Source organism: Nocardioides sp., assembly GCF_025965415.1.
Classification (GTDB): domain Bacteria; phylum Actinomycetota; class Actinomycetes; order Propionibacteriales; family Nocardioidaceae; genus Nocardioides.
This window is the reverse complement of the sequence record NZ_JAOPWY010000044.1, coordinates 1-17621: the sequence shown is the minus strand read 5'-3', so window position 1 is coordinate 17621 and position 17621 is coordinate 1. Positions and strand designations below refer to the sequence as shown.

Genomic DNA, 17621 nt, shown 5'->3' with positions numbered 1-17621 from the left:
TCCGACGGGTCCACGAACAGGCTCGTCCGCCGGTCGCGGATCACCTGCCCCACCACGTGGGCGTCGGCCGCACCGGGCGGTCGGACGGGCTCGTCGGTGGGATCGGGCATCCCTGCAGTGTGCCCCGAGCGATCGCCGGCCCGGCGCCGCGGCCCACCGGCACCCGTCCGGTCCGGCGCGCGAAGCGGGCATGTCCGACGGATCACCCGTCAGGTCGGTGACACCCGACGGGAACCGGGGCCGAGGTGTTCCCCGGACGCCATCCGCTCGCTACGGTCGCCACCCATGCACGCCCTGCGCAGCTTCACCGTCCGCCCCCACCTGCCCAAGCCGCTCGCTGCGCTCGGCACCCTCGCCATGAACCTCCGCTGGTCGTGGGACGACCGCACCCGGGACCTGTTCCGCTGGGTGGACCCCGACGGCTGGGACGCCACCGTCCACGACCCCGTCCGCCTCCTCGGCCAGGTGAGCCCCGAGCGCCTCGAGGCCCTCGCCGCCGACCCCGCCTTCCTCCGCTTCCTCGGCGAGGTCCACGGCGAGCTCCAGCGCTACCTCGACGAGCCCCGCTGGTTCCAGAGCCGCGAGGCCAGCCCGCTCCGCCAGGTCGCCTACTTCTCCCCCGAGTTCGGCATCGCCGAGGCCCTCCCCCAGTACTCCGGCGGCCTCGGCATCCTCGCCGGCGACCACCTCAAGGCGTCCTCAGACCTCGGCATCCCGCTGACAGGTGTCGGCCTGTTCTACCGCCACGGCTACTTCAAGCAGGCCCTGGACCGTGACGGCTGGCAGCAGGAGAGCTATCCGGTCCTCGACCCCGACGAGCTCCCGCTGACCCAGCTCCGCGAGGCCGACGGCAGCCGCGCGACGGTCTCGATCGCGCTGCCCGACGGCCCGGACCTCGTGGCCCGCATCCTCGTCGCGCAGGTCGGCCGCGTGCCGCTGCTGCTCCTCGACACCGACATCGAGGAGAACAGCGCCCACTACCGCGACGTCACCGACCGGCTCTACGGCGGCAACTCCGAGCACCGGCTCCGCCAGGAGCTGCTCCTCGGAGTGGGCGGCGTCCGCGCCCTCCGCGTCTGGTCGCGCATCACCGGCGCCCCCGCGCCGGAGGTGTTCCACACCAACGAGGGCCACGCGGGCTTCCTCGGCATCGAGCGCATCCGCGAGCTCACGGTCGGTGATGACGGGCCGCACCTCGACTTCGACACTGCGCTCGAGGTCTCGCGCGCCGGCACCGTCTTCACCACCCACACGCCCGTCCCGGCGGGGATCGACCGGTTCCCGCGCGAGCTGGTCTCGCAGTACTTCGGCGGCAGCTCGCCGACTCCCGGAGTCCCGGTCGACCGCGTGCTCGCCCTCGGCGCCGAGGACTACGACGGCGGCGACGCCGGCGTCTTCAACATGGCGGTCATGGGATTCCGGCTCGCGCAGCGCGCCAACGGCGTCTCGAAGCTCCACGGCCACGTGTCGCGCGGGATGTTCAACGGCCTCTGGCCGGCCTTCGACGAGGCCGAGGTGCCGATCACGTCGATCACCAACGGCGTCCACGGACCGACCTGGATCGCTCGCGAGGTCATCGAGCTCGCCGCCAGCCGGGGCGCCGATATCGACGGCGACGACACCGACGCGCTGTGGCCGATGGTCGACCAGTTCGGCGACCGCGAGATCTGGGACCTCAAGCGCGCCCTGCGCACCCGCTTCATCGAGGACGCCCGCGACCGGATGCGTCGCTCCGCCGCCAAGCGGGGCTTCGCCCCTGCCGAGCGGACGTGGATCGACACCGCCCTCGACCCCGACGTGCTGACCATCGGCTTCGCGCGTCGCGTGCCGACGTACAAGCGGCTCACGCTGATGCTGCGCGACCCGGCCCGCCTCAAGAAGCTGCTCCTCGACCCCGAGCGCCCCATTCAGCTGGTCATCGCCGGCAAGGCGCACCCGGCCGACGAGACCGGCAAGCGCCTGATCCAGGAGATGGTGCGCTTCGCCGACGACCCGGAGATCCGCCACCGGATCGCCTTCCTGCCCAACTACGACATCGCCATGGCGCAGCCGCTCTACCCCGGCTGCGACGTGTGGCTCAACAACCCGCTGCGCCCCTACGAGGCGTGCGGCACCTCCGGCATGAAGGCCGCGCTGAACGGCGGGCTCAACCTGTCGATCCTCGACGGCTGGTGGGACGAGTGGTACGACGGCAACAACGGCTGGGCGATCCCGTCGGCCGACGGCGTCGACGATGCCGACCGGCGCGACGACCTCGAGGCCAACGCGCTCTACGACCTGCTCGAGACCGACGTCGTGCCGCGCTTCTACGAGCTCAACGACGAGGGCGTCCCGCCGCGCTGGCTGGAGATGGTGCGGCACACGCTCAAGTCGCTCGGTCCCAAGGTGCTCGCCACCCGTCAGGTGCGTGACTACGTCCGCGAGCTCTATGCGCCCGCCGCGCACACCGCGCGCTCGCTGAACTCCGACTACGCCGGCGCCCACCAGCTGTCGGCGTGGAAGCAGTCCGTGCGTGCCGCGTGGCCCGGCGTCCGGGTCGAGCACATCGACTCCGAGGGCGTCGGCGACCAGGCCGAGGTCGGCGCGACCCTCAACGTGCGCGCCTTCGTCGCCCTCGGCTCGCTCTCCGCCGACGACGTCGAGGTCCAGGTCGTGCACGGCCGGATCGGCTCGGACGACGAGCTCACCGCCACCTCCGTCACGCCGATGCTGGTGGGGGAGTCCTACGACGGCAACCGGCACCGCTTCGACGCCGCGGTCCGGCTCGACCACTCCGGCCCCTTCGGCTACACCGTGCGGGTCGTCCCGCGCAACGAGGCGCTCGCCTCGGTGGCCGAGCTGGGGCTGGTGGCCGAGCCGGCCTGAGCGGGTCCGCCAACTCACCAGTTGGTCAAGGCACCGTCGCCGCGGTGGGGGTTGCACGAGGAGCTTCGTTGCCGTCGCGCGCGGGTGGATGGACGATGACGGGATGCCGACCGTCCCGTCCGTCATCCTCGAGCCCTTCCTCGGCGCTGCTGACGAGGTCGCCCAGCGCCGCGACGACGTCGACCGCGACGTCGTCCGCGAGCTGATGGAGGAGGCGGCCACGATGCTCCACAACAGCCTGGCGCTCGACGACCTCGACGGGCACGACCTCCGCGCCGCGGTGGCCGCGCTCAGCGAGGCGCTCGTGGCGCGGGACCCGGGCGAGGCCGTACGAGCGTGCGCAGCGGCGGTCGAGGACGACGACCCGACCCTGCACGACCCGGCCGGGGTCCGTGCGGCGTACCTCGTCGCGGTCTCGGTGCTGCAGCTCTGATCAGCGGAAGGTCAGCCAGAGCCCGACCGCGGTCGGGATGACGCCCAGTAGCAGCCAGGGCGACAGGATCCGCCTGCCGTGGATCGCCAGTCCCGTCGCGACCGCAATCGTGCCGAAGATGCCGGCGATGACGTTCAGCCCGACCTTCGAGGTGTCGGGGGCGTCGTCGAGCATGACGGCCGCGACGACGAGGCCGACGACGAGGTGCAGGATCGTGGTGCACGCGAGCACCGACATGACCCACCTCTGCACGCGGGCGAGGTCGCGCGCGTCCTTCTCCGGGTCCTTGACGATCCGGCGGGGAGCATTCATGTCGAGGAGGTGGCCGCGGCCCTTCTCCTGACGACGGGGCGGAACGCTGCTTGCCATGGGTCCATTGTCGCAGGTCGACGCGGGCGCTGCGAGGTCGGGCAGACTGCGCAAGTGCGATCAAGCGCCGGACCTGTCCCACGTCCAAGGTGGTGGTCATGACGACAGCGGCAGACACCTTCGCCGCGTTCCTCGACACCCTGGCCGAGACCCTCGACCTGGGCAGCGAGGAACGGGCGCGGCGACTCCACCTCTCGCGCTTCCACCTCGACCACGTGGTGTCGGCGACCGGGGGCGAGCCGCCGGAGCGGATGCGACGCCGCCTGCTGCTCGAGCGCGCCGCGCACCGGCTCCTGGCCGGCGAGCAGCAGGTGGTCGACATCGCGTTCGAGGCCGGCTACGGCTCCCACGAGGCGTTCACCCGGGCGTTCACGCGGGAGTACGGCGCCGCCCCGAGCCGCTGGCGTCAGCAGCCGACCCGCACCCAGATCGAGGGTGCGAGCGGCGTGCACTTCCACCCACCCGGCAGCCTGCGGCTGCCGACGCGACGAAAGGTGACCCCGATGGACCTCATGACGCGCATGATCGAGCACCACGTCTGGCTGACCGCCGAGATGCTCGAGCGAGCCGACCGCCTCACCGACGAGCAGCTGGACGCTCTGATCGAGGTGCCGATCGGCACCATCGACGACGACATGAGCATCCGGTCGGTGCTCGGCCGGCTCGTCGGGCAGCTGGCCCAGTGGAACGCCGCCGTCACGCAGCGGTCCTACGACTGGCAGCAGGAGCGCGGCAAGTCGGTGAGCACCCTGCGCCGCGAGCTCGCGGAGGAAGGCCCCACCTTCCTCGCCCAGGTCGGGACGACCGTCGAGGAGGGACGGCTCGACGACACCTTCCTCGACGTCACCTGCGACCCGCCCCGGGTCTTCACCTACGGCGGGATGATCGCGCACGTGCTGACCTTCGCCGCCGTACGACGGCTCGTGGTGCTCGGCGCCTACGAGAACCTCGGGATCACGGACCTGCACGCCGGTGACCCGATGGAGTGGGTCGCCGAACCGGCCTAGGTCTGGCGGAGCACCAGCACCGAGTGGGCATGCAGCTGCAGCGAGCTGCCGGTCACCACGGGCGTGCCGAGGGCGACCTCCGCGTTGGTCGAGAGCACGACCTCACCGTGGTGGACCCACTTGTTGGCGGGCAGCACCAGCTCGACGTCGTCCCCGCCGGCGTTGAGCCAGATCATGAAGGACTTGTCGCGCACCTGCTCGCCACGCGGGCCGGGGGAGCGGAGCGGGGCGCCGTTGAGGAACATCCCCACGATGCGGCAGGTGTCGTCGTTCCAGTCGTCGGTCGACATCTCGCGCCCGCTGGGGTGAACCCAGACCAGGTCCTTGGGGCCGCCCTTGATCGTCGGCCTGCCCTCGAACCAGTGCCGCTGGCGCAGGGCCGGGTGCTCACGGCGCAGCCGGAGGGCGGTCTTGGTGATCTCGTAGACGTCGAGCCAGGCGTCGTCGGGACGCCAGTCGATCCACGAGGTCTCGTTGTCCTGGCCGTAGGCGTTGTTGTTGCCGCCCTGGGTGCGGCCCCGCTCGTCGCCGGCCGTGAGCATCGGCACGCCGCTGGAGAAGCAGAGCGTGGCCATCAGGTTGGCGGCCTGGCGCCGGCGTACGGCGATGATCGAAGGGTCGTCGGTCTCGCCCTCGACGCCGCAGTTCCACGAGCGGTTGTTGTCGGTGCCGTCGCGGTTGTCCTCGCCGTTGGCGGCGTTGTGCTTGCGGTCGTAGGACACCAGGTCGCGCAGCGTGAAGCCGTCGTGGGCGGTGATGAAGTTGACCGAGGCGTAGGGCGAGCGGCCGTCGTCGGCGTAGAGGTCGCTCGACCCGGCGAGCCGCGTGGCGACGGTCCGCACCCCTGCGGACCGACCGCGCCAGAAGTCGCGCACCGTGTCGCGGAACTGGTCGTTCCACTCGATCCACGGCGGTGGGAAGCGGCCGACCTTGTAGCCGTCCATCGAGGCGTCCCACGGCTCGGCGACCAGCTTCACGTGGCGCAGGACCGGGTCCTGGCCGATCGCGGTGATGAGGTGGCTGCCCATGTCGACGACCTGGTTGGTGCGGGTCAGCGCGCTCATCAGGTCGAAGCGGAAGCCGTCGACGTGCATCTCGTTGACCCAGTAGCGCAGCGAGTCGAGGATCATCCGCAGGCTCTGGGTGTGGGTGGCGTCGACGGTGTTGCCGCACCCGGTGACGTCCCAGTAGGTGTCCGGCAGCGGCTCCTCGTCGGGATCCGTGACCGGCGGCTTCACCACGCGCTGGTAGTAGCCCAGGTCGTCGAGCCCGCGGAAGCTCAGCGTGGGTCCGAGGGGACCGGCCTCGGCCGTGTGGTTGTAGACCACGTCGAGGATCACCTCGAGGCCCGCCTCGTGGAAGGCCTTCACCATCTGCTTGAACTCGCTGACCTGCTGCCCGCGGTCGCCGCTGTGCGCGTAGCCGTTGTGCGGGGCGAAGAAGCCGAGGGAGTTGTAGCCCCAGTAGTTGACCAGGTCGCGCTCGGCGAGGGCCGGCTCGGAGAAGAACTGGTGCACCGGCAGCAGCTCGACCGCCGTGATGCCGAGGTCCTTGAGGTAGTCGATGACCGCGGGTGTCGCGAGGCCGGCGTAGGTCCCGCGCAGGTGCTCCGGCACCCGGTCGTGCAGCTGGGTCATGCCCTTGACGTGCATCTCGTAGATGACGGTGTCGCGCCACCGCCGTCGCGGCGACGTGTCGGCGCCCCACTGGAAGTCGTCGTAGACCACCACGCTGCGCGGAACGTACGGCGCCGAGTCGAGCTCGCTGGGCTTCTCCGGCTGGTCGACGTCGTAGCCGAAGATCGCGTCGTCGACGACGAGGTCGCCGGACACCGCCTTGGCATAGGGGTCGAGCAGCAGCTTGGCGGAGTTGAAGCGCAGCCCGGCGTCGGGGTCCCAGGGCCCGTGCGCGCGGTAGCCGTAGCGGGTGCCGGGCGAGACGCCGGGCAGCGCGCCGTGCCAGACCCCCAGCGAGTGCTCGGTCAGCTGGTGGCGGACCTCGGTGCCGTCCTCGTCGAAGACGCACACCCACACCGCCTCGGCGGCGGGCGCGTAGACCGCGAAGTTGGTGGCCTCCCTCGACCAGGTCGCACCCAGGGGATAGTTGCGACCCGGCCAGACCTCTCTCGTCTCGCCGTCGTGCTTCCAGACCGTCGTCATGTCGGGGGGCGGTGTCACGCAGGCCATTGTGGAGGAGAGCGCGCGTCGCGGCAGAATGCGCCCACGCAGTGGTGGAACGCTGGGCACCGGAGCACCGACGATGAGGAGCAACCCATGGAGTTCGTGTCGATCGACGTGACCGACGGGGTCGCGGTCCTGCGCCTCGACCGGCCGAAGATGAACGCGATCAGCGTGCAGGTGCAGGCCGACCTGCGCGAGGCCGCGGCCGAGCTCGGCGAGCGCGACGACGTACGAGCCGTCGTGCTGTGGGGTGGCGAGCGCGTCTTCGCCGCCGGCAACGACGTCAAGGAGATGGCCGACCTGTCCTACTCCGACATGGTGAAGATCTCCACCTCCGTCAGCTCGGCGACGACGGCGATCGCGCGGATCCCCAAGCCGGTGATCGCCGCGGTCAACGGCTATGCCCTGGGTGGCGGCTGCGAGCTCGCACTCTCCGCCGACCTGCGCTTCGCCGCCGAGGACGCCGTCTTCGGCCAGCCCGAGGTGCTCCTGGGGATCATCCCCGGCGCCGGTGGCACGCAGCGCCTCACCCGGCTGGTCGGCACGGCGAAGGCGAAGGACATCATCTTCACCGGCCGCTTCGTCAAGGCCGACGAGGCGCTGCGCATCGGCATGGTCGACCGTGTCGTCCCCGCCGAGAAGGTCCTCGAGGAGTCCGTGGCCTACGCCGCGCAGTTCAGCGGCGCCGCCGCGCTCGCGATCCGGGCCGCCAAGGAGTGCATCGACCGGGGGAGCGAGGTCGACCTCGACACGGGCCTGGAGATCGAGCGCCAGCAGTTCGCCGGAGTCTTTGCGACCGAGGACCGTACCCGCGGCATCACCTCGTTCGTTGAGAACGGACCGGGCAAGGCCACTTTCGTGGGACGGTGACCCGGCGACAGGCTGACCACGTCCTGCAGACACCCAGCAGGACACCTAATGAGGAGACCGACGACGTGGCAACGAAGATCCGAGCGAGGCTGGCCCAGCTCCTGTGGCTGGCCTGCGCCCTGGCTGCCCTGCTGCTGGCGATCGGCGCACTGCTGATCGCGTTGAAGGCCAACCAGCGCAACGACCTCGTGGACTTCGTGCTGCGGGCGGCCGACTTCGTCGACCTCGGCGTCTTCTCGCGGGCCGACGGCATCAAGCAGTTCCGCGGGCAGGGTGCCGACGTCAAGAACGCCCTCTTCAACTGGGGCCTCGGCGCCATCGCGTGGCTGGTCGTGGGCCGCATCCTCGACCGGATCATCAAGCCCTGACACGTAGGGTCGTGGCATGCGTCGATGGATCGTGGCTGCAGCCGCGACACTCCTGATCATCACCGGCACGACGTCGTCGGCCCGGGGGGCGGCTCTCGCCGGATCCTCGACGACCGCGGTCTCGCTCAGCACCACCGCGTCGGCCTACGGCCAGGTGGTCACCGCCACGGCGGCGGTGTCGACGGTGCCGGGCCCGCCTCAGGGCGACGTCGTGTTCTCGGTCGACGGCCTCGCCACCAAGGCCAACCTCGGCGCGAGCGGGACTGCGACGGTGGTCCTGCCCGCGGCCATGGTGGGCGAGCACGCCGTCTCGGCGACCTTCGTGCCCCAGTTCCCGGAGGTCCAGCAGGGCAGCACGTCGTCCACGCAGTCGTGGACGGTGGCCCGGGTGCGGACCCGGCTCCAGGTGCGGGTCATCGGCAAGGGCGCCCGGATCCCGACCTCGGTGCAGGTGAAGGGGGCCGGCGAGTACGGCAGCCTGCCGACCGGCCGCGTGACCCTGGAGGTCGACCGGGCCAGGTCCGCCGACTCGGCGCGCACCGGACTGCGGCTGAACAGCGCGGGTGTCGCGCTGGTCGACCTCGGTCGGCTCCACAAGGGCCGCTACCGCCTTGTCGTGACGTACGCCGGCGACACCCAGCACCTGCCCGAGAGGCGGGTCACCCGCTTCCGCGTGCAGCAGCGCTGACGACCGTGACAGTGTCACTGTGAGCGACCCCACCCGGATGTCCATTCCGTGGCGGGTCCCGCACTTGTAACCTCGCAACCACATCCGACTGCACAGGAGGGGCCGCGAGGCCACACCACCATGAACATTGTTGTCTGTGTGAAATACGTGCCGGACGCCACGGCCGACCGCAAGTTCGAGGACGACTTCACCGTCGACCGCGTCGGCGTCGACGGCCTGCTGTCCGAGCTCGACGAGTACGCCGTCGAGCAGGCCCTGCAGTTCCGCGAGAAGCGCGAGGGCGAGGAGATCGAGGTCACCGCGCTGACCGTGGGCCCGGAGAAGGCCGTCGACGCGGTGCGCAAGGCGCTGCAGATGGGCGCCGACAAGGGCGTCCACGTCGTCGACGACGCCATCGCCGGCTCCGACTACATCGCGACCTCGCTGGTGCTCGCCAAGGCCATCGAGAAGATCGGCGCCGACCTCGTGATCTGCGGGATGGCGTCCACCGACGCGTCCGGCTCCGTCGTGCCGGCGATGCTGGCCGAGCGGCTGAACCTGCCGCAGGTGACGCTGGCCTCGGTGATCGAGTCGCAGGGCGACCAGGTCCGCATCAAGCGCGACAACGAGGGCTCGACCGAAGTCATCGGTGCCACGCTCCCGATCGTGCTGTCGGTGACCGACCAGTCGGGCGAGGCCCGCTACCCGTCGTTCAAGGGCATCATGGCCGCGAAGAAGAAGCCGCTCGAGACCTTCTCGCTGTCCGACCTGGGTGTCGACGCCGGCGAGGTCGGCCTGTCGGTCGCCTGGTCGCAGGTCGAGGACACCACCGAGCGTCCGCCGCGCACCGCCGGCGAGATCGTCACCGACGAGGACGGCTCGGGCGCTGGCGCGCTGGTCGACTTCCTCGCGTCCAAGAAGTTCATCTGAGCAGGACAGGGAGATCTGAACATGTCTGAAGTCCTGGTGGTCATCGACCACGTCGACGGCGAGGTCAAGAAGCCCACCTTCGAGCTGCTCACCATCGCGCGCCGCCTCGGCGAGCCGTCGGCCGTGTTCTTCGGCTCGCCCGACCAGGGCGACGCCGTGGCCGAGAAGGTGAAGAAGTACGGCGCCGCGAAGGTCTACGTGATCGACGACGCGCAGATCAAGGGATTCCTCGTCGCCCCCAAGGCCGAGGCACTGCAGCAGCTGGCCGAGAAGGCCGGCCCCGCGGCGATCCTGCTGCCGTCGTCGTTCGAGAACAAGGAGGTCGCCGGTCGCCTGGCGATCAAGCTGGGCTCGGGCCTGATCACGGACGCCGTCGACGTGCAGGCCGGATCCGAGGGTGGTCCGGTCACCACGCAGAGCGTGTTCGCCGGCAACTACACCGTCCAGGCCAAGGTCACGCAGGGCACGCCGATCATCACGGTCAAGCCCAACTCGGCCGCTCCCGAGGAGTCCGAGGGCGCGGGCGCGGTCGAGGCGTTCGCCGCGGCCATCTCCGACGCCGCCAAGACCGCGCAGATCGTGGCCACCCAGCCGCGCCAGTCCACCGGTCGTCCCGAGCTGACCGAGGCCGCCATCGTTGTCTCCGGCGGTCGCGGCACCGGCGGCAACTTCGGGCCGGTCGAGGGTTTCGCCGACTCGATCGGTGCCGCTGTCGGCGCCTCGCGTGCCGCCGTCGACTCGGGCTGGATGCCGCACGCGTTCCAGGTCGGCCAGACCGGCAAGACCGTCTCGCCGCAGCTCTACGTCGCCAACGGCATCTCCGGTGCGATCCAGCACCGCGCCGGCATGCAGACGTCGAAGACGATCGTCGCGGTCAACAAGGACCCCGAGGCGCCGATCTTCGAGCTCGTCGACTTCGGCGTCGTGGGCGACCTGCACACCGTGCTGCCCGCCGCGACCGAGAAGGTCAAGGAGCGCAAGGGCTGACCCAGCCCCCACCCGCGCACAGCGACCCGGCAGGTCTTCCTGCCGGGTCGCTGGCACGTCCGGGTCAATAGCGGCTGCGCCGGACCGTCCACTCGCCGTCGCGCTGGACGATCCGCACCGTGTAGCCCTTCGACCGGCTGTAGAGGTCGAAGCGGAAGGGGAGCTCGTCGTTCGAGGACCGGACCGTGCGGCACTCGGGCTCGAAGACGGGCAGCCGGGTCCGCGACAGCGTGGTCCACCGGCCGGGCGAGGAGTGCCTTAGCACCGTCGGCCAGCCGCGGTGCCGTCCGGCGGACGTGAGCAGGACCGCGCCGTCCGGGCCGTCGGGGACGACCACGTCGCAGCGTCCGGTCACCGGCAGGGGCAGCGTGACCACGCCCCGCTCCGCGGAGACGACGGAGGTCTGGCTCCGGCCGGGCACCGCGACGTAGCGACCGTCGGGGGAGAGCCCGAAGGTGTGGTGACCGGCCCGGAGGGCCTGCCAGCTGGTGGCATCGGTGCTGGTCAGCACGACCTGCCGGCCGCCGCTGCAGGTGAGCCCGGCCACGAGCACCGCCAGCGGACGGGCGACCCGGTTGTCGCTCCACCGGCACGGGGTGCGGCCGGTGTCGTGGACGGGGATCGACGGTCCCCACGACTGGGTGGCGCGGTCGTAGAGCTGCGCCCGGACCGTGCCGCCGCGGGTCCCTCCGAGAGCCACCAGCGGGAGGTCCTGGGTGTCGATGAAGTCGGTGGCGAGGCGCCCGTCGGTCCACACGAGGCCGGGGGCGGAGGCGGGGGCGACCTCGGTGACGGCCCACGGCGAGGCGGAGTCCGGACGCGAGACCACCGTGCGGTAGGCCGGGTCGCTGAGGTCGCCGACCAGCACCGTGTCGACGTCGGTGTTGACGAGGCTGGTGTCCGAGCACCCCTCGGCCAACGGCAGCTCCTGGCGGGCCGGCGCTCCGTCGCCGGTGCGGGTGAGCACCACGAGGGCGCACCGGCGGCCGGTCTGGTCGCCGTAGACGAACGACACCTGCTCGGCGTCGGTGATGGTCGCGGTGAGGGTGTACTCCTGGCCCTCGCTGTCGACCCGGTGCGCGGCGAAGCCCGCGTCCGTCCGCGTCGCGTAGCCCTCGTGCAGCGGCCAGACGGCGTTGGTGCCGTCGGGGGAGATGCCGGGCTCCTCGTAGGCCTCACCCACGAGGCGGTACGACGACCAGCTGACGGCGTCGGCCGACCAGAGCGCCCGGGACGAGGTCGGCGCCTGGTCCTCGGCGTAGCTGTAGCGGTCGCACTGGGCGAGGACCGCGACGGCACCGGACGCCGTACGCGCGTCGACGTCGCCACAGAACAGGTTCTTCCTGCGCAGCACCTCCTGCCGGGCGCCCCAGGTGCCCGTGCTCGCGTCGCGCCGCGTGGACCACACCGCCCGATGGTTGTCGGCGGCCCACACCCGCAGGAGGTCCCCGTCTGCCAGGGTCAGCTCGACCCCGCCCGGGATCTCGCGCGGCAGCCCGGTCGCCGGGCTCTCCGGCGGTGGTCCCGGCGGTGCCGCGCCGACGGTGGAGCCGGACAGGACAGCCGCTGTCGTCGCCAGCGCGACGACCACCCCCGTGATCCGAGACATGCCGCTCAGAATAGGTCGGGCTCGTCGATGTCGCCGACCGGCGTGACCTTCACCCATCGCTGGTCGCCACGTCCGCCGAGGCGGATCCGGCGGTCGGCCACGTTGTTGGTCGTATCGGACTCGGTGAGGTTGCGCTCGGGGTTGCCCTCGACCCGGATGTAGTAGACCCCGTTGGGGAGGTCGCCGACCTTGAAGGCCTGGCCCGCCCGGTACTGCGCGTAGGTGTCACCCGACCCGGCGGAGAGCACCTCGCGGATCGACAGCGCCCCCTCGTCGCCGCACGCGGTGGCGAGGTCGGTGTTGTCGGGCTGCCAGTCGGCGTCGGGCACCGTGTAGTCGACGGCGTCGGTGTTGGCCAGGCAGAAGGACTGCTTGCGCGACCGGGCGACGTAGTTCCTGTCCGCGTCGAGCAGGTCGTAGCGGGCGAAGTCCTCGAAGTGCCAGTGGTTGTGGTTGGCGTGGTGGAACTCCATGGTCCCGACCTGCTCGTAGCCGGTCTGGTTGCCGTCGGTGTCGAAGAAGTACTGGTAGGCGTCCATCACCTCGGCGTCGCGGCGGCGGAAGCCGTCGATGACCAGGGGGCTGTTGCCGCCGTTCCACACGGTCGCGGAGAAGCGCAGGGTCGTGTGCTTGGCGTTGAGCCCGATGCCGAACGCCGGCAGGGAGCGCAGGTCCGGCACCGGGCCGGTGACGCGGCCGCTCGAGGCGCGCGTCGGGCGCGGGCCCGGAGCCTTCCCGTGGTGGGTCTCTGCCGGGACGGGCTGGTCGCCCGCGCGGCCGCAGTCCGGGCAGCCGTCGACGACGTGGAGCCGGGTGACGGTGGTGGCCGTCGCCTCCGTGAGGCCGAACGCGGGCCAGTACTTGCGGGAGATCCTGCTCTCGACGGTGTAGCGACCCGCCTCGAGCGGCAGGGGTCGCAGGCCGGTGGACTCGAAGATGCTGGAGGCCCAGCCCTGCTGCACGCCCATCACCGACCCGATCGTGTACGGGTTGAACGGGCAGTAGCGGGGGTAGGGCGAGGTGGGCTTCGCCGTGGGCTGGATGCGCTCGCCGGTGCTGTTGAGGCACGCGTCGAGCTTGCGGTGCACCACCGGCTCGGCGCTGCCCGGGCGGCGTACGTCGACGACCACGAAGCCGTCGAGGCCCGAGAAGTCGGTGAGGGTGCCCGCGGGCAGCGGCGTGGTGCCGGTCGGGGTGCGGACCTCGGAGGTGATGGGCGCGTCGTAGGAGGCGCGGTGCGACCAGATCTCGACGTCGGAGACCGGCGCGACCACCCGCAGGCCCAGCGGTGTGTAGACGCGGCCGCCCTCGCCGTACGCCTCCAGCTTCGCCGGGGCCCAGAGCTCGAGCTTCGCGTCGGCACCGGCCCGCTCGGCGGAGGCGGCGACGAGCGGTGTGGTCGAGCCGAGACCGGCTGCGGCCAGCCCGAGGACGGCCAGGGCGGGGACCAGGAGGCGAGGCTTCATGCCCGTGAGACGCTTCCGGGCGCCGGTTGGTTGCGCGGTCTCACTCCCCGACGGGTCGTCGCCTCCCGGAGCGTCGCGACCTAGGCTCTCGTCATGAGCAGCGAGGCAGCGGTCCGCGAGGTCGCCGGGCGGGCCCGGACGGCGAGCCACGTGCTCGCCACGGCTACCCGGGCCACCAAGGACGCGGCGCTCCTCGCGACGGCGGACGCCCTGGTCGCCGCGGCGCCGGAGATCCTCGCGGCCAACGCCGAGGACGTGTCCCGTGCCGAGGCCGGCGGCACGCCCGCCAACATCGTCGACCGCCTGCGCCTCGACGACGGCAGGCTCGCGGCCATGGCGCAGGGCCTGCGCGACGTCGCCGGCCTGCCCGACCCGGTGGGGGAGGTGCTGCGGGGGAGCACGCTCGCCAACGGCCTCGAGCTCCGCCAGGTGCGCGTGCCCTTCGGTGTCGTCGGCATGATCTACGAGGCGCGCCCCAACGTGACCGCCGACGCCGCCGGGATCTGCCTGAAGGCCGGCAACGCGGTCCTGCTGCGCGGCTCGTCGAGCGCCCGGTCCAGCAACGCGGCGATCGTCGCGACGATGCGCGCCGCCCTGGGTGCCGGCGGCCTGCCGGAGGACGTCGTACAGCTCGTGCCGGGAGACACCCACGACAGCGTGAAGGCGCTGATGCGCGCCCGGGGACTGGTCGACGTGCTCATCCCGCGCGGGGGAGCCGGCCTGATCCGCAGCGTCGTCGAGGAGTCGACCGTGCCGGTGATCGAGACGGGCGTGGGCAACTGCCACGTCTACGTCGACGCCTCGGCCGACCTCGAGCAGGCCCTCGCGATCGTGCTCAACGCCAAGACCCAGCGCACCAGCGTCTGCAACGCCGCCGAGTCGCTGCTGGTGCACGCCGACGTCGCCGACGAGTTCCTTCCGATCGTCGTCGAGGCCCTGCACGCCGCCGGCGTGCTGATCCACGGCGACGGCGCGTTCGCGGAGTACGACGACGTCGTCCCGGCGACCGACGAGGACCACGCGGCCGAGTTCCTGGCGCTGGAGATCTCCGCGGCGGTGGTGCCCGACGTCGAGGGCGCGATCGAGCACATCCGCCGCTTCTCCTCCGGTCACACCGAGGCGATCCTGGCGCGCGACCAGGCCACCATCCGGCGCTTCGTGGCGGCCGTCGACTCGGCCGCGGTGGTCGTCAACGCGTCCACGCGCTTCACCGACGGCGGGGAGTTCGGCTTCGGCGCCGAGATCGGCATCTCGACGCAGAAGCTGCACGCGCGGGGCCCGATGGGCCTGCCCGAGATGACCTCCAGCAAGTACGTCGTGGTGGGCGAGGGCCACGTGCGCTGACGGGAGCCCGCAGGCGATAGGATCGCGCCATGCTGAGCGCCCTGACTGTCCTCGCTGCCGAAGCCGAGCACGGCGAGCCGGTGGTCCACCCCTACGTCGTGGGTGCCATCGCGCTCGCTCTGCTCCTGCTCCTGGTGCTGGCGGTGATCTCCTTCGGTGGCGGTCGCGAGCACAGCTGAGGCGGCTCCGGTGAGTGACCCCTCCGTGGGGCGTCGCGTCGGCGTGATGGGCGGCACCTTCGACCCCATCCACCACGGCCACCTGGTGGCCGCCTCGGAGGTGCAGGCGTGGTTCGACCTGGACGAGGTGGTCTTCGTCCCCACCGGCGACCCGTGGCAGAAGAGCAACCGCGACGTCACCGAGGCCGAGCACCGCTACCTGATGACCGTGGTGGCGACGGCCGCCAACCCGCGCTTCAACGTGTCCCGGGTCGACATCGACCGCACCGGGCCGACGTACACGATCGACACCCTCCGCGACCTCAAGGCCGAGATGCCCGACGCGGAGCTCTTCTTCATCACCGGCGCCGACGCGCTGGCCGACATCTTCACGTGGCGCGACGTCGACGAGCTCTTCGCCCTCGCGACGTTTGTGGGTTGCACCCGTCCGGGCTACACCATGGACCCGGAGACGCTGGACAAGATCCCCTCCGACAAGGTCACGATGGTCGAGATCCCGGCGCTGGCGATCTCCTCGACCGACTGCCGCGACCGGCACCGACGCGGCGAGCCCGTCTGGTACCTCGTCCCGGACGGGGTGGTCCAGTACATCGCCAAGCACGACCTCTACGCCTCCCGCCCCAGCACGAAGAACAGCAAGGACACTGCATGACAGCCACCGACCACGCCCTCGAGCTCGTCGCCGTCGCGGCACAGGCCGCGCACGACAAGAAGGCCGACCAGGTGCTGGCCTTCGACGTCAGCGAGCAGATCGCCATCACCGACGCCTTCGTGCTGGCCAGCGCCAGCAACGAGCGGGCCGTGGGCGCGATCGTCGACGAGGTCGAGGACAAGCTGCGTGACGCCGGCGCCAAGCCGATCCGCCGCGAGGGCCACCGCGAGGGTCGCTGGGTGCTGCTCGACTACGGCGAGATCGTCATCCACGTCCAGCACGAGGAGGAGCGGATGTTCTACGCCCTCGAGCGCCTGTGGAGCGACTGCCCGGTGATCCCGCTCGACCTGGCGTGAGCCTGCGCCGCACCCTCGTGGTGCTGCGGCACGGCCGGACGGCGTGGAACGACGCCGGCCGCGCGCAGGGCCACGCCGACATCGAGCTCGACGAGATCGGTCACGTCCAGGCGCGAGAGGCCGCACAGGTCCTGGCCCTCACGGCACCCACGCGCATCTGGTGCAGCGACCTGGCGCGGGCCCGCCAGACGGCCGCTCCGCTCGCCGAGGCCACCGGGGTCGTGCCCGAGGTGGTCCCGGCGCTGCGCGAGTACGACGTGGGCACGCGCACCGGCATGACCTTCGACGAGTTCGAGGCCGCCTTCCCCGACGAGTACGCCGCCTGGCTCTCCGGCGACGAGTCGCTGACCGTGCCGGGCGCCGAGACCACGTCCGACGTCCGGGCCCGCATCGTGCCGGCGATGCGCGCCTGCCTCGACGCGCTGGGACCCGGCGAGACCGGCATCGTGGTCACGCACGGGGCCGCCCTCCGAGTCGGTGTCGCGGGGCTGCTGGGCTGGCCCGACGAGATGGACGAGTCGCTGGCCGGGATGGACAACTGCTGCTGGTTGCGGCTGCGCGAGCACACGCGGTTCGGCCACCTCCAGCTGGCGTCGTACAACGAGCGCGCACCCCGGATGAGTGGAGTCCTGGGGCACTAGGTGCGGCCCCGGACGCCACTGTCGGACCCCGATTTCACCTCGGCGGGACTGTCGGCTAATGTTCTCGGCTGTTGGGGCTGTGGCGCAGCTGGTAGCGCATCTGCATGGCATGCAGAGGGTCAGGGGTTCGAGTCCCCTCAGCTCCACCAACACGTTGAGGCCGGACCCGTTGGGTCCGGCCTCTCTGTGTCCCGGGCCCTGGACTCGGCGAACTCGTCGGGGCGGTGGCACCATGTGCTCATGACCGCGATCGACCTCACCACCAGCACCGCGACGGCCTCCCACATCGAGACGACGGAGCGCTACGCCGCGCACAACTACCACCCCCTCCCGGTGGTGCTCGCCGAGGGCGACGGCGCATGGGTCATCGACGTCGACGGTCGCCGCTACCTCGACTGCCTCGCGGGCTACTCCGCCCTCAACTTCGGCCACTCCAACGAGCGCCTGGTCGCGGTCGCGCGCGAGCAGCTCGGTCGCCTCACGCTGACCAGCCGGGCCTTCTTCAACGACCAGCTCGGCGGCTTCGCCGAGGCGCTGTGCCGCCTCACCGGCAAGGACATGATCCTGCCGATGAACTCCGGCGCCGAGGCCGTCGAGACCGCGATCAAGGTCAGCCGCAAGTGGGGCTACGAGGTCAAGGGCGTCCCGGCCGGCCAGGCCTCGATCGTCACCATGGAGGGCAACTTCCACGGCCGCAC

At 71.4% G+C, this 17621-nt stretch carries 18 protein-coding genes and 1 tRNA gene; 15 read left to right on the top strand and 4 right to left on the bottom strand.

The window, feature by feature from the left end:
* Positions 1-285 precede the first annotated feature (285 nt).
* The gene (gene glgP, locus JWN97_RS05440) at positions 286-2865 is read left to right on the top strand and encodes an alpha-glucan family phosphorylase (RefSeq protein WP_297619505.1); all 2580 of its coding nucleotides are present in this window, start codon (positions 286-288) and stop codon (positions 2863-2865) included.
* A 103-nt stretch (positions 2866-2968) separates the two neighbouring features.
* Complete coding sequence (locus tag JWN97_RS05435; RefSeq protein ID WP_297619503.1) at positions 2969-3298, top strand: hypothetical protein; 330 nt, start codon at positions 2969-2971, stop codon at positions 3296-3298.
* Here JWN97_RS05435 and JWN97_RS05430 read toward each other — a convergent pair whose 3' ends face one another.
* The gene (locus JWN97_RS05430) at positions 3299-3667 is read right to left on the bottom strand and encodes a hypothetical protein (RefSeq protein ID WP_297619500.1); all 369 of its coding nucleotides are present in this window, start codon (positions 3665-3667) and stop codon (positions 3299-3301) included.
* Positions 3668-3765: 98 nt separating this feature from the next.
* On the opposite strand from JWN97_RS05430, the gene JWN97_RS05425 reads away from it, so the two are divergent.
* Entirely contained in the window at positions 3766-4674 is a 909-nt protein-coding gene (locus JWN97_RS05425; protein ID WP_297619497.1) for an AraC family transcriptional regulator, read from the top strand.
* On the opposite strand, the gene glgX is transcribed toward JWN97_RS05425, so the two are convergent.
* Positions 4671-6851 carry a glycogen debranching protein GlgX gene (gene glgX, locus JWN97_RS05420; protein ID WP_297619494.1) on the bottom strand — a complete coding sequence of 727 codons (2181 nt, stop codon included), beginning with the start codon at positions 6849-6851 and terminating at the stop codon, positions 4671-4673. The genes JWN97_RS05425 and glgX overlap by 4 nt on opposite strands.
* Before the next feature lie 96 nt (positions 6852-6947).
* Between glgX and JWN97_RS05415 the strand changes: the two genes are divergently transcribed.
* The 5 genes from JWN97_RS05415 to JWN97_RS05395 all read left to right on the top strand — a co-directional run bounded on the left by JWN97_RS05415 (position 6948) and on the right by JWN97_RS05395 (position 10676).
* Entirely contained in the window at positions 6948-7724 is a 777-nt protein-coding gene (locus JWN97_RS05415; protein WP_297619491.1) for an enoyl-CoA hydratase-related protein, read from the top strand.
* 65 nt (positions 7725-7789) lie between these two features.
* Positions 7790-8092 (top strand): hypothetical protein, encoded by a 303-nt coding sequence (locus JWN97_RS05410; protein WP_297619486.1) that lies wholly within the window; start codon positions 7790-7792, stop codon positions 8090-8092.
* A 16-nt stretch (positions 8093-8108) separates the two neighbouring features.
* Complete coding sequence (locus tag JWN97_RS05405; RefSeq protein WP_297619483.1) at positions 8109-8780, top strand: Ig-like domain-containing protein; 672 nt, start codon at positions 8109-8111, stop codon at positions 8778-8780.
* A gap of 120 nt (positions 8781-8900) precedes the next feature.
* Positions 8901-9689: an electron transfer flavoprotein subunit beta/FixA family protein gene (locus tag JWN97_RS05400; protein WP_363321254.1), complete on the top strand. Its 789-nt coding sequence runs from the start codon at positions 8901-8903 to the stop codon at positions 9687-9689.
* Positions 9690-9710: 21 nt separating this feature from the next.
* The gene (locus JWN97_RS05395) at positions 9711-10676 is read left to right on the top strand and encodes an electron transfer flavoprotein subunit alpha/FixB family protein (RefSeq protein WP_297619477.1); all 966 of its coding nucleotides are present in this window, start codon (positions 9711-9713) and stop codon (positions 10674-10676) included.
* 64 nt (positions 10677-10740) lie between these two features.
* Here JWN97_RS05395 and JWN97_RS05390 read toward each other — a convergent pair whose 3' ends face one another.
* Entirely contained in the window at positions 10741-12285 is a 1545-nt protein-coding gene (locus tag JWN97_RS05390; protein WP_297619474.1) for a hypothetical protein, read from the bottom strand.
* 5 nt (positions 12286-12290) lie between these two features.
* Positions 12291-13751, bottom strand: a complete 1461-nt coding sequence (locus tag JWN97_RS05385; RefSeq protein WP_297619471.1) for a lysyl oxidase family protein — start codon at positions 13749-13751, stop codon at positions 12291-12293.
* Between the two features lie 93 nt (positions 13752-13844).
* On the opposite strand from JWN97_RS05385, the gene JWN97_RS05380 reads away from it, so the two are divergent.
* The 7 genes from JWN97_RS05380 to JWN97_RS05350 all read left to right on the top strand — a co-directional run.
* Entirely contained in the window at positions 13845-15095 is a 1251-nt protein-coding gene (locus JWN97_RS05380) for a glutamate-5-semialdehyde dehydrogenase (RefSeq protein WP_297619468.1), read from the top strand.
* 29 nt (positions 15096-15124) lie between these two features.
* Positions 15125-15274 carry a hypothetical protein gene (locus tag JWN97_RS05375; protein WP_297619465.1) on the top strand — a complete coding sequence of 50 codons (150 nt, stop codon included), beginning with the start codon at positions 15125-15127 and terminating at the stop codon, positions 15272-15274.
* Between the two features lie 10 nt (positions 15275-15284).
* Complete coding sequence (nadD, locus tag JWN97_RS05370; RefSeq protein ID WP_297619462.1) at positions 15285-15926, top strand: nicotinate-nucleotide adenylyltransferase; 642 nt, start codon at positions 15285-15287, stop codon at positions 15924-15926.
* Positions 15923-16282 (top strand): ribosome silencing factor, encoded by a 360-nt coding sequence (rsfS, locus tag JWN97_RS05365; RefSeq protein WP_297619452.1) that lies wholly within the window; start codon positions 15923-15925, stop codon positions 16280-16282. Before nadD ends, rsfS begins: the two co-directional genes overlap by 4 nt.
* The gene (locus JWN97_RS05360; protein ID WP_297619449.1) at positions 16279-16923 is read left to right on the top strand and encodes a histidine phosphatase family protein; all 645 of its coding nucleotides are present in this window, start codon (positions 16279-16281) and stop codon (positions 16921-16923) included. The genes rsfS and JWN97_RS05360 overlap by 4 nt, the downstream gene beginning before the upstream one ends.
* A gap of 73 nt (positions 16924-16996) precedes the next feature.
* Positions 16997-17072 (top strand) — tRNA-Ala (locus JWN97_RS05355).
* 91 nt (positions 17073-17163) lie between these two features.
* A partial coding sequence (locus JWN97_RS05350; RefSeq protein WP_297619447.1) for an aminotransferase class III-fold pyridoxal phosphate-dependent enzyme occupies positions 17164-17621 on the top strand: 458 nt, incomplete at its 3' end.

Excerpts from the sequence above, each read along its gene's own strand:
- glgP (WP_297619505.1), top strand. The coding sequence starts at position 286 with ATGCACGCCCTGCGCAGCTTCACCGTCCGCCCCCACCTGCCCAAGCCG.
- JWN97_RS05435 (WP_297619503.1), top strand. The coding sequence starts at position 2,969 with ATGCCGACCGTCCCGTCCGTCATCCTCGAGCCCTTCCTCGGCGCTGCT.
- JWN97_RS05430 (WP_297619500.1), bottom strand. The coding sequence starts at position 3,667 with ATGGCAAGCAGCGTTCCGCCCCGTCGTCAGGAGAAGGGCCGCGGCCAC.
- JWN97_RS05425 (WP_297619497.1), top strand. The coding sequence starts at position 3,766 with ATGACGACAGCGGCAGACACCTTCGCCGCGTTCCTCGACACCCTGGCC.
- JWN97_RS05415 (WP_297619491.1), top strand. The coding sequence starts at position 6,948 with ATGGAGTTCGTGTCGATCGACGTGACCGACGGGGTCGCGGTCCTGCGC.
- JWN97_RS05405 (WP_297619483.1), top strand. The coding sequence starts at position 8,109 with ATGCGTCGATGGATCGTGGCTGCAGCCGCGACACTCCTGATCATCACC.
- JWN97_RS05400 (WP_363321254.1), top strand. The coding sequence starts at position 8,901 with ATGAACATTGTTGTCTGTGTGAAATACGTGCCGGACGCCACGGCCGAC.
- JWN97_RS05395 (WP_297619477.1), top strand. The coding sequence starts at position 9,711 with ATGTCTGAAGTCCTGGTGGTCATCGACCACGTCGACGGCGAGGTCAAG.
- JWN97_RS05390 (WP_297619474.1), bottom strand. The coding sequence starts at position 12,285 with ATGTCTCGGATCACGGGGGTGGTCGTCGCGCTGGCGACGACAGCGGCT.
- JWN97_RS05385 (WP_297619471.1), bottom strand. The coding sequence starts at position 13,751 with ATGAAGCCTCGCCTCCTGGTCCCCGCCCTGGCCGTCCTCGGGCTGGCC.
- JWN97_RS05380 (WP_297619468.1), top strand. The coding sequence starts at position 13,845 with ATGAGCAGCGAGGCAGCGGTCCGCGAGGTCGCCGGGCGGGCCCGGACG.
- JWN97_RS05375 (WP_297619465.1), top strand. The coding sequence starts at position 15,125 with ATGCTGAGCGCCCTGACTGTCCTCGCTGCCGAAGCCGAGCACGGCGAG.
- rsfS (WP_297619452.1), top strand. The coding sequence starts at position 15,923 with ATGACAGCCACCGACCACGCCCTCGAGCTCGTCGCCGTCGCGGCACAG.